The sequence below is a fragment of the Christiangramia sp. genome, assembly GCF_029937855.1.
Classification (GTDB): Bacteria; Bacteroidota; Bacteroidia; order Flavobacteriales; family Flavobacteriaceae; genus Christiangramia.
This window is the reverse complement of record NZ_JAPYPC010000052.1, coordinates 1-13527: the sequence shown is the minus strand read 5'-3', so window position 1 is coordinate 13527 and position 13527 is coordinate 1. Positions and strand designations below refer to the sequence as shown.

Annotated in this window: 10 protein-coding genes and 1 tRNA gene; 3 read left to right on the top strand and 8 right to left on the bottom strand. The window is 37.4% G+C overall.

Annotation, left to right across the window (positions count from 1 at the left end):
* Nucleotides 1–3902, top strand: a 3902-nt coding sequence (locus Q1K34_RS17375; RefSeq protein WP_300441836.1) for an Ig-like domain-containing protein, incomplete at its 5' end; no start/stop codon positions are given.
* Here Q1K34_RS17375 and miaA read toward each other — a convergent pair.
* From miaA to Q1K34_RS17340, 7 genes are all read right to left on the bottom strand, one after another.
* Nucleotides 3892–4800, bottom strand: coding sequence for a tRNA (adenosine(37)-N6)-dimethylallyltransferase MiaA (gene miaA / locus Q1K34_RS17370; RefSeq protein WP_300441833.1), 909 nt, complete (start codon nt 4798–4800; stop codon nt 3892–3894). The genes Q1K34_RS17375 and miaA overlap by 11 nt on opposite strands.
* Nucleotides 4793–5602: an ion transporter gene (locus Q1K34_RS17365; protein ID WP_300441830.1), complete on the bottom strand. Its 810-nt coding sequence runs from the start codon at nt 5600–5602 to the stop codon at nt 4793–4795. Before Q1K34_RS17365 ends, miaA begins: the two co-directional genes overlap by 8 nt.
* Nucleotides 5603–5650: 48 nt before the next feature.
* On the bottom strand, nt 5651–7024 hold the full coding sequence (locus tag Q1K34_RS17360; protein WP_300441828.1) for an exonuclease domain-containing protein: 1374 nt from the start codon (nt 7022–7024) through the stop codon (nt 5651–5653).
* A gap of 15 nt (nt 7025–7039) precedes the next feature.
* Nucleotides 7040–7699 (bottom strand): YggS family pyridoxal phosphate-dependent enzyme, encoded by a 660-nt coding sequence (locus tag Q1K34_RS17355; protein ID WP_300441825.1) that lies wholly within the window; start codon nt 7697–7699, stop codon nt 7040–7042.
* 68 nt (nt 7700–7767) lie between these two features.
* The gene (locus Q1K34_RS17350; protein WP_300441822.1) at nt 7768–9003 is read right to left on the bottom strand and encodes a DUF1015 domain-containing protein; all 1236 of its coding nucleotides are present in this window, start codon (nt 9001–9003) and stop codon (nt 7768–7770) included.
* 113 nt (nt 9004–9116) lie between these two features.
* A complete protein-coding gene (locus tag Q1K34_RS17345; protein ID WP_300441819.1) occupies nt 9117–10010 on the bottom strand; it encodes a 3-hydroxybutyryl-CoA dehydrogenase in 894 nt (297 codons plus the stop codon).
* Between the two features lie 120 nt (nt 10011–10130).
* Nucleotides 10131–11096, bottom strand: coding sequence for a Gfo/Idh/MocA family oxidoreductase (locus tag Q1K34_RS17340; RefSeq protein ID WP_300441839.1), 966 nt, complete (start codon nt 11094–11096; stop codon nt 10131–10133).
* Nucleotides 11097–11232: 136 nt separating this feature from the next.
* On the opposite strand from Q1K34_RS17340, the gene Q1K34_RS17335 reads away from it, so the two are divergent.
* Nucleotides 11233–11874, top strand: a complete 642-nt coding sequence (locus Q1K34_RS17335; protein WP_300441815.1) for a protein-L-isoaspartate(D-aspartate) O-methyltransferase — start codon at nt 11233–11235, stop codon at nt 11872–11874.
* Nucleotides 11875–12142: 268 nt separating this feature from the next.
* Here Q1K34_RS17335 and Q1K34_RS17330 read toward each other — a convergent pair whose 3' ends face one another.
* Nucleotides 12143–13165, bottom strand: a complete 1023-nt coding sequence (locus Q1K34_RS17330) for a M28 family metallopeptidase (RefSeq protein ID WP_300441813.1) — start codon at nt 13163–13165, stop codon at nt 12143–12145.
* Nucleotides 13166–13440: 275 nt separating this feature from the next.
* On the opposite strand from Q1K34_RS17330, the gene Q1K34_RS17325 reads away from it, so the two are divergent.
* Nucleotides 13441–13525: transfer RNA gene (locus Q1K34_RS17325), tRNA-Ser, on the top strand.
* Nucleotides 13526–13527: the final 2 nt, after the last annotated feature.

The window sequence follows — 13527 nt, the reverse complement described above, 5'->3', positions numbered from 1 at the left end:
AGGCTTGCACTTTTATTTTCTTATTTTTTATTTTTTTTCTGAATGGTTATGGGCAAGAACCCGAAAATATTCCACCGGCCTATACTCATATTACCGGAAGGGATCTGGGTACAGCTGGGAGTAATTCATCCGAAAATATAATTATTTCTACAGCTGTAGATTCTCAAGGATTTATTTATACACTTTCTTTTGGGAATGGCGTCGATAAACTAAATCCTGATGGAACTATCAATCGATCTCGATTAATTAGTCCATCTGATTTAAATAGTCCTTTGGATATAGAAATAGATAGTTCAGGTAATATTTACATAGCAGATTATTTTGAAAGCGGTAGTTGTTTGGACAATGGTAAAGTGAAAATTTTTAGTTCTAATGGTAATTTAGCGAATGAAATTGCTAAATCATATTTCAGACCATTAGGTTTAGCAATAGATAATAATGATAATATATATGTTGCTGAATATTATGATGGTTCAACTTGTGAAAGTGGAGAAGAAAGTCGGGTTAGGGTTTTTGATAATAATGGAATTCTTCTCGATGAAACAAACTCTGTAGAAATTCCGTATAGATTAGATGTAGATTCAGAATTTACCTTGTATGTGAGCCAAGCTGGCGACGATAACCCACAAGTTCTTTTTTTTAATTCTGATTTAAATTTTCAAGGCACCTTATCAAATATAATTTCCCCTGGTAGTGTGGTAGTCGACGAATTTGATTTTGTTCATGTCATAGAATATGCTGGGAGGGTAGATTTTGAAAAATTTCTAAATTATGATCAATTGAATTTTCTTGAGCTCCTTGGCTTAGCTAATAATATACAACAAGGAATTAATAATAATGACTTCGGTTTTAAAATCTTTAATTCCAATCAGAAATTTGAGTATTACTATCAAGATAATGAAATTAGGTTTCCAGTAGATTTGGCAATTAATGACCTAATTTGTGATAGTAAGTTATATTTGAATAATGCGGATATAAATAGAACTTCTTTACAATTTGATTTAGAGATATACTCAAGAACTCCTTCTTTTGACCTCACTGATCCTATAGCCAAATGTGTAGGTGATTTTGATATTTTACTGGTAAACGGTTCGGCATCAATAAGCATCAGTGATATTAATAATGGGTCCACCGATAATTGCGGAATAAAGAGTATCAGTCTGTCTCAAACCACTTTTAACTCTGCGGCCACTTATCCTGTAGAGATGATCGTTACAGATAATGCCGGAAATGAAGACTCCTGTACCGTTCAGGTGACCGTGGTCTCAGACGAAAAACCAAACACCGCTCCTGAAGCCAATGATGATTCCTATAACACGCCTTTTGAGACTAGACTTTCTGTAAATGCTGAAGATGGAATTTTATTGAATGATACTGATGCTGAGAATGATAATCTTACGGCGACTTTAGTAAATAATGTTTCTAATGGAACACTGAATTTAAATGCTGATGGGTCGTTCACTTATACACCAGCTAATGGTTTCAGTGGAACTGATAGTTTTACCTACAGAGCAAATGATGGTGATCTTGATTCTGAAATTGCCACTGTAACTATAATAGTTGGAGAAGATTCTTCTGACAACGAGCCGCCAACGATTACCTGTCCCGAAAATATCAGTGTAAACAATGACACCGGCGTTTGTGGAGCTGTGATAAACTTTCAGAACGCTGTAGCCACAGATAATGGAGGAGGAGAGGTCACTGTACAACGTAATGATGATATTGATCTAAAGAGCGGGAAGGTATTTCCAGTTGGAGAGTATACACTTTCATTTATCGCTACAGATGAATCTGGCAATACTTCCGAATGTAGTTTTAGCATTGAAGTTATTGATAGCGAGGCTCCGGTTTTCATTGAAAACTGTGAAAATATCATCAAAAATCTGCCTTCGGGACAAAACGAAGCCAGTGTTGAGTTTGAAGTGCCCACAGTTAGCGATAATTGTTCCGTCACCGTGGAACAAACTGGCGGGCCTTCTTCAGGAAGTACTTTCAGCATAGGTGAAACCGGGATAGAATTTACGGCTACAGATCCTACGGGAAATGAAACAGTCTGTAAATTTCTTATAATTATCAGAGAAGATGCTTATATACCACCTACAGTGCAAGATGATGAATATTCCATGCAGGAAAATTCGGTTTTAACAGTGGCCGCACCAGGAGTATTAGCCAATGACTCAGATCCTGATGGGGATTCCCTGAGGGCCTTTTTGCAGGAAGGGCCATTTAATGGATCGATCACTTTAGAAGAAGATGGTTCTTTTATTTATACTCCCAATACTGATTTTACCGGTGTAGATAGTTTTGTTTATTATGCTACAGACGGTGAAGGTGAAGCAGAGGCGACAGTTAGAATTACGGTTAATGAAACTTCAGAGTTTGCCCTGAATTGCCCTCAAAATGAAAGTGTAATTAAAGCAGATGAAAATTGTGAGTATATAGTTCCGGATTTTTCTACACTAATTGACTATTCTCCTTCCAATGCCACTTTTGTTCAATCCATACCTATTGGCTCAAAAATAGATCAGGAAACAAACATTACAGTAACTGCGAGTTTTGAGGGAGAAACAGATTCTTGTACTTTTAGATTAATTCTTAAAGATAATACCCCTCCAGTAGTAAGTTGTCCTGCCGATAAAACAGTTTTTATTGCTGAAGATGATACTTACCTCCTTCCAGATTTCAGAAATGAACTAGAGCTGAGTGACAATTGTGGGTTGGGCGAAGTTATCCAGGAACCCGCAGCGAATATTCCAATTAATGGGGATACACAGGTGGATTTTCTAATTTTTGATGCTGCCGGAAATGCCAGTACCTGTAGCTTTAACCTTTTAGTGGAAGTAGACGAGCCCGGTAATCAGGCACCCGTTTCAGTTTCTGAATCATATATAACCTTTATTAACACCACTCTCAATATTTCAGCTACAGAAGGAGTGCTTGCTAATGATATCGATCCAGAGGGGGATGAAATTACAGCTGTTTTAGCAAATGATGTATTAAATGGAACTCTTCAGCTAAATTCTGACGGATCGTTTACTTATACACCAAATAGCGGTTTTACCGGTGAAGATCGTTTTACCTATTATGTGAATGATGGGGAACTAAATTCTGAAACCGTACGCGTGGATATTAATGTATTGGCAAAAGAAGAGGGTTTTGATTTTGAATGTTTGTCTACTATAAACAAAATATTGGATGAAAATGGCGAGGTTGAAATTCAAGTAGAAGAACTTTATAGTGGCGATGCAACGGGTGTAACTTTCAGTTTGTCAAAAAGTGAATTTAGCTGTGGCGATTTAGGAGCCAATACAATAAGATTGAGTTATACCAAAGAGGGAGAAGAGGACTTTTGTGATATAGTAATAGTAGTTGAAGATATAACGCCACCGGTACTCCGATTAAATGATATTAGTATAGAATTAAATACGCAAGGCACGGCTACTATAAGTATCGAAGATATAGATAACGGCTCCTTCGATAATTGCGATGATAATGTTAACTACACTTTAAGTAAGACTGCTTTTTCCTGTAAAGAGGTTGGCACAAATCAGGTTCAGGTTTTAGCGGAAGATAGCAGCGGAAATATTTCTACGGAAACAATAACGGTAACTGTCAATGCTGAAAATGATGTTTGTGAAGATCCTCCTTTGGAAGGCTCAGAATATGTGTTTATTTATCCCAATCCCAACACCGGAAGTTTTAAGATTGCCACACCTGCCGATGTTACTATTTCGAGAATAGAGGTCTTTGATCATCGCGGAAGATTTATTGCAGCAAAAGATTATGATACAGGTACTTTTGAATATGGCATTGACCTTGGACCTTTGCAGGAAGCTGTATATGTAGTAAAAATACAGACGAATGAAGGAATACTTACTAAAAGGTTTATTTTTAAGTATTGATCTTTTCCTGAATATATTCTATTATTCGCGCTGGTTTTTCATCAAATTCAAACCATTTAATTCCCGAATCTTTTCTAAACCAGGTAAGTTGTCTTTTGGCAAATCTGCGGGTATTCTTTTTAATTTCTGAAATTGCTGTTTCAAGGTCTGTTGTTCCGTCGAAATATTGAAAAAGTTCTTTATAACCTACGGTATTCAGGGCATTTAAATTTTTGTGTGGGTATAAATTTCGGGCTTCTTCTATTAATCCATTTTCAATCATGATATCCACGCGTTTATTTATGCGTTCGTAGATCATTTCCCTATCTGCAGTAAGCCCGATTTTTATAGTTTCAAAATTACGTTGCGGTTTTTCCTGATTTAGAAAGGAAGAAAAAGGTTTTCCTGTTTCTATACAGATCTCCAATGCCCGTATCAGACGATGGGGATTTTGCACATCTGCCGTTTTGTAATATTCGGGATCCAGCACAAAAAGCTTCTTTTGTAACCAATCTATACCATCTTCTTCAAGGTGTTTATTTAGATTTTTACGAATATCAGGATCAGCTTTAGGAAATTCATCCAGGCCTTCAGTTACGGCTTTAACGTACAGGCCACTGCCGCCAACCATGACCACCATGGGGTGTTCTTTATAAAGCTCTTCCAGTTTTTTGATAGCGGCTCTTTCAAAATCTCCTACAGAATACTCTTCTTCAACTGAAATATGCTGAATAAAATGATGCGGAGCAGCTTCCAGTTCTTCATCATCAGGAACTGCCGTGCCTATCTTCATCTCTTTAAAAAATTGCCTGGAATCGGCTGAAATGATTTCGGTTTTAAATGATTGGGCTATTTTGATGGAAAGGGATGTTTTTCCAATTGCTGTTGGGCCAACGATATTAACCAGGTAATTATACATTTAATTTATATCCGCAATTATGGCAAAATTCAGCATTATCTAAATGTTTTCCTTCATTACAGTTAGGACACACCTGGGTGTTGTTAATGGGTTTATCTGTCGCTTTACTGAATTCAGCACTTACTATTCCAGTAGGGACAGCTATAATTCCGTAACCGGTGATCATAATTAGAGAGGCTATAAGGCGTCCTAATGGAGTCACCGGTGCAATGTCTCCAAATCCAACGGTAGTAAGAGTAACAATGCACCAATAAATGCTCAACGGGATATTGTCAAATCCAGCACCACTCCCTTCTACCAGGTGCATTAAAGTTCCGGCGATAATACAAATAATTAAAACTGCAAAAAGAAAAACCAGGATCTTTGCTTTACTGTTTTTTAATGCTGAAATCAGTTTTCGGGATTCACCAATGTACCGGGTAACTTTAAGAATTCTAAAAATCCTAAGCAATCTAAGAGCTCTGATGGCGAATAGTAAATTGGCTCCTCCAAAGATAAAACCGATATAACTTGGGAGCGTAGATAAAAGATCTACCATCCCGTAAAAGCTAAAAATATAGCGTTTGGGTTTATTAATGGCAATAATTCGAAGAATATATTCTATGGTGAATATCCCCGTAATTATCCATTCTGCTATATAAAATTCCCATGAATATTTAAGCAGTAGCGTTGTGACGCTTTCCATCATTACCAGCGCAACACTTATTAGAATAACTACGAGAATGGCAATATCAAAGAATTTACCGGCAGGGGTATCAGCTTCATAAATAATTTCATGAAGTTTAAATCTCCAGTGCGGCATTGAATTATTTTCTTCCACAGTAATTTAAAAATATAAAAAATTCGCAGTCTATTCCTGAACAGATAACTGAATAATTTTAAAATTATGTTTTTTTCGCAAAAAGCTCTGAATGATATGCTGGGCATCTCTGTTATTATGCATGGGGGTAATGATAGAACGTATAATATCGAGATTGTTTATTTGGTGGTTCAGGTTAAAATAACCAATTCCCTTAAACTCTCCATCTTCAATAAGCAGGGCACTTTTTTCATCTATTTCGCGGCCTCGTCCAATCAATAGCATATTTTGATTATCGTACGAGTATCTGTTGATGAGTTCTAAAACCCTCTCATTATAATCTTCCGGTATTTCTTCCTCTATACAGGCACCATGGCAACTTCTTATGGTGTACGCAAAGCAGTTTCCAGTACCGCCGTGAAGGCCTGCAAGACGTTCGCATAATTCATATTCTGTAACCCATTTCTCCAGAGAATTTTTAGCAGATCTCAATGAACTAAAGGTGGTTATATTTTTTTTGGCCTTATTTGCTCGACCAATTTTGAGATTTACATAACCATCATCATCTGTGAACTGATAAATAGCATGGCTGAAAATTTCCTTTTTTAATGCCCGGTTATATTTAGGCTTTAGCTCTTTTATTTCCTGGTTTTCCTTTAAAAGTGCGATAAGTTCATTCCCTGTTAGTTCATAAGAAACAGAGGCCACATTGCGCTGCATTTCTCTTGACTTGGGATTTTCATTGGTAAAATGCTGATTAACCCTTTTTCGAATATTTCTTGATTTGCCTATATAAATAATTTCACCGTTTTCATCATGGAAATAATAAATACCGGTTTCTGAAGGCAGCTCCTCCAATATGAAGACCAATTTGGTATCCATACTTCTTTTGGGTTCTTTACGAACATGCTCTTTCAAAATATCTTTTCCCACATCTTTTGTAAGGAGCATTTTAAACAATTTTATAGTTGCCTGCGCATCGCCTGCGGCTCTATGCCGGTCACTTAAAGGAATACCAAGGGAGCGTACCAATTTACCCAAACTGTATGAAGGAAGCCCCGGGATTAATTTTTTGGAAAGTTCTACTGTGCAAAGACTCTTTCGTTCAAATTCAAAACCTAAACGGCGGAATTCAGTGCGTAAGATTCTATAATCAAATTTTGCGTTGTGGGCTACCAGGATACAATCTTCAGTGATCTCTACAATTCGCTTAGCTACCTCGTAAAATTTTGGAGCATTGCGAAGCATATCATTATTTATTCCGGTAAGGTTAACAACAAATGGCTGGATGGGTTGTTCAGGATTTACAAGGCTTATAAACTGGTCTACGACTTTCTGACCATCAAATTTATAAATTGCTATTTCGGTAATCCCTTCTTCATTGTATTTACCACCCGTAGTCTCTATGTCTAATATCGCGTACAAATTCGCTCTCCTTCGTTAATTATAATTCCGTTCACCAAAAATACTACTTCCTATTCGAACCATTGTACTCCCACAATTTACGGCAATTTTATAATCACCACTCATACCCATAGAAAGCTCTTTTAGCTCCGGAAATTCGTCTTTGAATTTATCAAAAACTGACTTCAGATATTTAAATTCTGATCTCACCTGATCTTCCTCCTCTGTAAATGTAGCCATTCCCATTAGTCCGATAACTTTTACGTGTTCCATTTTGGAATAAGATTCTGAATTTAGAATCCCTTTTGCTTCTTCAGCATCTATGCCAAATTTTGAGTCTTCTTCCGCAATTTTGATTTGGAGCATGCATTGTATGGTTCTTTCATTCTGCCTTGCTCTTTTATTGATCTCTTTTAGAAGTTTTAAGCTGTCTACGGCATGGATCAGGGAAACATATGGCGCCATATATTTCACTTTATTTCGCTGAACGTGACCCACCATGTGCCATTCAATATCTTCAGGAAGTTTTTCTGATTTATCGGTCATCTCCTGGATCTTATTTTCGCCAAAAATGCGTTGTCCAGATCTGTAAGCCTCCAGGATATCTTCGTTAGGTTTGGTCTTAGATATTGCAACGAGCTTCACATTATCAGGAAGTTCGCTTTTATATTTTTTAATGTTTTCAGATATATCCATCCTTTATTTTATTTTTTAAATTAAGGATAATTTTAGTCCTGTAGGGCGGACATTCGATTTAAAAAAAGTTAAAACTCATATATGGTGAGACCACTGCGTAACTTAGGTTCAATATAAGTACTTTTTGGCGGCATGGTCAAATTTTCATCGGCAATTTGTTTGATTTCTTCAATTCCTGCGGGGAGCATCCCAAAACCAACGGCGAATTCCCCTTTATCTACGCGGGTTTTTAATTCAATCAAATCATTGCGCCCATGAATGTAAGAAATGCGGTTATCGTACCTAAGATCCTGAATGCCAAGTACCGGTTTCAGGATCTTTTCATATAAAATATAAGAATCCAATTTGCTAAGGGAGTCAGTAAATTCATAGTTGGTCTTTCTTAAATAAAGGGAATAAAATTCACCATCGAGATACATATTGAAATGATGCTTTTTAGAAGGTTTATAAATCTCATAACCACGATTCTCTATACGAAACCATTCATCCAGCAGGATTAAAAACTCTTCTTTTGTATAACCGTTAAGGTCTTTGATTAATCTGCTGAATTCGAATATTCTGAGATTGCTTTCAGAAATTAAATAGCTCATAAAAAAATTATAAGCCTCCTTCCCCGTATGATCTGGATTATTTTCCTGGCTTTCCTTTGCCAGCAAATAGGAGGAAGCACTGCGGTGATGCCCGTCTGCAATGTAAAGTTTTTCCATCGCGCTGAACTGTTGCTTTATTTTTTCAATACTCGCAGGTTCATCGATTAGCCAAAGGGAATGAGTTTCTTTATTATAGGTGGCAAATTCATATTCTGGTCTGGATTTCATCCTTTCTTTCAGTAGTTCATTGATCACGGAATTATCGGGATAGGTAAGCAGCACAGGTTCTGTATTAAATCCTACCACCTTTAGATATTCCTTAAATAATTCTTCCCGATGCGCAATGGTATCTTCATGACGCCGAATTACATTTTTTTCATAATCTTCAGCACTTGCCGCTGCTATAATTCCGCAACAGGACGCTTCCCTGGTTTTAATTTTATAGATATAATAGCAGGGCTCTTTATCCTGCTTAAAAATATTCTCTTCCTTAAATTCCAGATAGCGGTTCTTCACCATTCCAAAACGCTTCTCACCGGCTATATTGTGCTGAAATCTATACCCGGGATTTATAATGTGTAAAAAAGAATATGGATTAAATTCCAGCTGAGCTTTTAACTCATTTTCGCTATAATCTTCGTAGGAGCGAGAAGCCACCAACCCGACATATTCGCGGGTTGGTCTTACTGCTTTGAATGGAAGTATCTTTGTCAAATTTATTTTTTTTCATAAAAGAGATTTCTCAGTCGTGTTTATGCACTCCTTCGAAATGACAAATATTTGTCATTTCGACCGAAGGGAGAAATCTTAATACTAACTACTCAATACTATTTACTACTAAACTGCTCCGATACTTTTTCAGCTTTTCTGCTTTCAGAGTAATCATAAAAACCTTCACCAGATTTCACTCCTATTTTTCCTGCTCTCACCATATTGGTCAATAACGGGCAGGGCGCATATTTAGGATTTTTAAAGCCATCGTACATCACTTCAAGAATAGAATGACAAACATCAAGACCAATAAAATCTGCTAACTGAAGTGGGCCCATAGGATGCGCCATTCCCAGTTTCATCACCGTATCGATTTCGTAAACCCCCGCAACGCCGTTGTAAAGTGTCTCAATGGCTTCGTTGATCATGGGCATTAAAATCCTGTTGGCAACAAATCCTGGATAGTCGTTCACTTCTACCGGAACTTTATTAAGATCCCTGGAAAGGTCCATGATTTTTCCAGTCACTTCATCTGAAGTGTTATAACCTCTAATGATCTCTACCAGTTTCATCACCGGTACGGGATTCATAAAATGCATTCCAATTACTCGTTCCGGATTTGAAACCACTGAAGCGATTTGGGTGATGGAGATTGAAGAAGTATTGGAAGCCAGGATCGTATTTGCAGATGTTTGCTGGTCCAGGTGTCTGAATATCTTCAGCTTTAATTCAGTATTTTCAGTGGCAGCTTCTACCACCAGATCGGCATTACCAACCCCTTCAGAAATATCGGTATGCGTGGTAATATTATTTAGTGTCGACTTTTTATCATTTTCCGTGATTTTCTCTTTGGAGATCATCCGGTCGAGATTTTTGGAAATAGTATCCATTCCTTTTTTAAGACTCTCTTCTGAAATGTCTATAAGTTCAACTTTATAACCGCTTTGAGCAAAGGTATGGGCAATCCCATTTCCCATAGTTCCCGCTCCTATTACTGCAATATTTTTCATTTTGTAAGTTTTTTCAAAGATTTTCGTGGGACGTCATCCTGAACTTGATTCAGGATCTTTATTTTGAGAAGCTGAATCAAGTTCAGCTTGACGGTATAATATTGAAAATCCAGTTTATAGTTATAAATTAAAATTAGCAATCACCTGATTGGCAACCTGAAGCGCTTTGGCAGCCTGCTGCATGGTTACCACAGGTTCTTTATCGTTATTTATGGCATCGGCAAAACTTTCCAGTTCCTCCAGAATGGCATTATTAGGAGAAACATCTGGATTGTCGAAATAAATTTGTTTTTTTACGCCTTCAGCATTCTGAAGGATCATCGCAAAATCATCAGGATCTTCAGGAGCATCCTTCATCTTTACCACTTCACATTTCTTCTCCAGAAAATCTACTGAAATATAAGCGTCCCGCTGAAAGAATCGTGATTTTCTCATGTTTTTCATAGAAATCCGGCTTGCGGTGAGATTCGCAACACAGCCATTCTCAAATTCTATCCTTGCATTGGCGATATCTGGAGTATCACTAATTACTGAAACACCGCTGGCATTTATCTTCTTTACTTCAGATTTAACTACACTCAGAACAGCGTCTATATCGTGGATCATAAGATCCAGCACTACCGGGACATCTGTCCCGCGTGGATTAAATTCAGCTAACCTGTGCGCTTCAATAAACATAGGGTTTTCTATGCGGTTTGAAACTGCCTGGAATGCCGGATTGAATCGCTCTACATGACCCACCTGGCCTTTTACCTTATGTTCTTTGGCGAGTTTAATGAGCTCTTCAGCCTCTTCGTAGGTATTGGTGATTGGCTTTTCAATAAAAAGATGCTTACCAGCAGAGATCACTTTCTTAGCAATTTCAAAATGCGCTAAAGTGGGGGTTACCACGTCTATCATATCGGCTTCGGCAATGAGTTCATCCAGGTTCTCGTACATTTTATAACCGAATTCTTCTGCAATTTTTTTTGCACTTTCCTTATTAGCATCATAAAAACCAATAAGTTCATATTCCTGCGACTGTTTCAATAATTTCAGATGAATTTTTCCCAGATGGCCGGCGCCCAGGACTCCTGCTTTCAGCATATTTATTGCATTTTTCACAAAAATAGTATTTTGATATTAAATACTTTATAAAATTAGGCCAAATCCCGGAGGCTATTTGCTTGGGATAAATCAGAAGCATTGCCTAAATTTATAGCCAGAAAAAGCACAAAAAATCTTGAAGGATACGTATAGGCATCAGGGGAAAAGGCAGCAACTGGTTAGAACGGTGAAAAAAAAAGGAATTACCGATGAAAAGGTGATTGCTGCAATTGGAAAAATTCCGAGGCATCTTTTTATGGATAGCAGTTTTGAAGACCATGCCTATCAGGATAAGGCATTTCCCATAGCTGCAGATCAAACAATTTCTCAGCCCTATACGGTTGCTTTTCAAACTGAACTTCTGGAAATTAAAAAAGGGGATAAGGTGCTGGAAGTAGGTACAGGAAGCGGTTATCAAACTGCGGTGCTTTGTGAACTCGGAGCAAAAGTATACAGTATTGAACGTCAGCGTGAACTTTATAAAAAAACAAAAACCTTCCTTTCCAAGCTGGGTTATCGCCCTAAACATCTCAGTTTTGGTGATGGGTATAAAGGCATTCCGGAATACGCCCCTTATGAAAAGATCATTGTAACCGCTGGTGCGCCAGAAGTGCCTAAAGATTTGCTGAGCCAGTTGAAAGTAGGGGGGAGGATGGTAATTCCGGTAGGTACTGAAGTGCAAACCATGACCTTGTTCATAAGAAAATCAGCAAAAGAATTTGATAGGAAGGAATTTGGTGCTTTTAGATTTGTACCGTTGCTGGAAGACAAAAACTAATTTTTGATTTACCAACTACGAACTAGGAATTACTAACTACGGAGCTCTACAGTTTACGGCCTACTCACCAACTTAAAAGATCTCTCCCTCAGTTCGGGATATCTTATTAAAAAAAGTTATTTAAAAGAAGCGCAGTGATTGAGGTCTATGAACTATAAATTACATACTCTGAACTCTGAAAATCTCCCATCTCCATACTCACCTCCAGGAACAAATAAAAAAAGCCCCGCTATACGACGAGGCTCTTTCTGTTATTAGATAAAAAAGATTATTTTCCTGCAGTAGTTTCTTCAGCTTTATCAACTACAAGTCTAGCGTCACGATTTACGATCTCCCAGGCCGTTAGGAAAGCGAGCTTAGCTCTTTTTTCCAACGCTGAATAGCTTATCTTTTCAGCAGTATCGGTAGGTTTATGGTAATCTGCGTGTGTCCCGTTAAAATAAAATATTACGGGAATGTTATTTTTTGCGAAGTTATAATGGTCACTTCTGTAATAGAATCTATTTGGATCGTTTTCGTCATTATATTTATAATCCAGTTCCATATTCATGTATTTATTGTTCACCTCTTCGCTTAAATCATGAAGTTCTGTGCTCAGCCTGTCGCTTCCAATTAAATAGATATAATTATCATTACCTTCATGTGCAGGATCTATTCGGCCAATCATATCCATATTAAGGTTAGCAACAGTATTTTCAAGAGGCATTACAGGATTCTGAGTATAATATTTTGATCCTAAAAGTCCTTTTTCTTCGCCAGTAAGATGTAGAAAAAGTATGGAGCGTTTAGGAGTATATCCCGCTTTTTTAGCCTCAGCAAATGCCTCTGCAATTTCTAAAAGACCCATAGGGCCCGAGCCACCATCATCTGCTCCATTGTAGATGTTACCTTTATCATCTACCCCTACATGATCGTAGTGAGAGGAGATCACAAGCACCTCTTCCGGTTTTTCACTACCTTCAATAAAACCAAGAACATTTTCTGAAGCTTTCAGCTTACCTTTGAAATATTCAGTGGGTATTACCTGGTAATAATTATTCATAGCCTTTGGTGTTTTAATACCTATCTTTTCATATTCATTTACAATATACTCAGCTGCTTTTTTCTGACCAGGTTCACCAGTGTTCCTTCCTTCGTATTCATCACTGGCAAAAGTATATAGGTGCTCTTTCAATTCTGAGGCAGTGATGGTGTTAGCAAACTCCATAGGATCTGCGTTCTCTATTTTCTTGTTTTGCGCGCCACATGCGACAAGCAGGGCTGGAAAGGCTAAAAACAATATTTTTTTCATAATTAAGATTTAATTTTTAATAATTCGCCAATATAGCAGTTTTGATACTAATTAATTATAAGAGATTCATAAATATAGACTGGGGAGATGTGTAAAGGTTTAAAATGATCTGAATGAAAATTTTATTATTAATTTATATATGATTTTCATCTGAAACCTGTTGATTTTTAAAAGGATAAAAATTAGTTTAAAAAAGATGAGATTTTAGTTGTATTAAATTGAAAAAGCTTGTTATATTTGCACCCGCATTCAGCAAATAGCTGATGAGGCACTCAGGAGAAATGGCAGAGTGGTCGAATGCGGCAGTCTTGAAAACTGTTGAGGGTCACACCTCCGGGGGTTCGAATCCCTCTTTCTCCGCT

Excerpts from the sequence above, each read along its gene's own strand:
- Q1K34_RS17345 (WP_300441819.1), bottom strand. The coding sequence starts at position 10,010 with ATGAAAAATATTGCAGTAATAGGAGCGGGAACTATGGGAAATGGGATT.
- Q1K34_RS17355 (WP_300441825.1), bottom strand. The coding sequence starts at position 7,699 with ATGGATATATCTGAAAACATTAAAAAATATAAAAGCGAACTTCCTGAT.
- Q1K34_RS17330 (WP_300441813.1), bottom strand. The coding sequence starts at position 13,165 with ATGAAAAAAATATTGTTTTTAGCCTTTCCAGCCCTGCTTGTCGCATGT.
- Q1K34_RS17340 (WP_300441839.1), bottom strand. The coding sequence starts at position 11,096 with ATGCTGAAAGCAGGAGTCCTGGGCGCCGGCCATCTGGGAAAAATTCAT.
- miaA (WP_300441833.1), bottom strand. The coding sequence starts at position 4,800 with ATGTATAATTACCTGGTTAATATCGTTGGCCCAACAGCAATTGGAAAA.
- Q1K34_RS17365 (WP_300441830.1), bottom strand. The coding sequence starts at position 5,602 with ATGCCGCACTGGAGATTTAAACTTCATGAAATTATTTATGAAGCTGAT.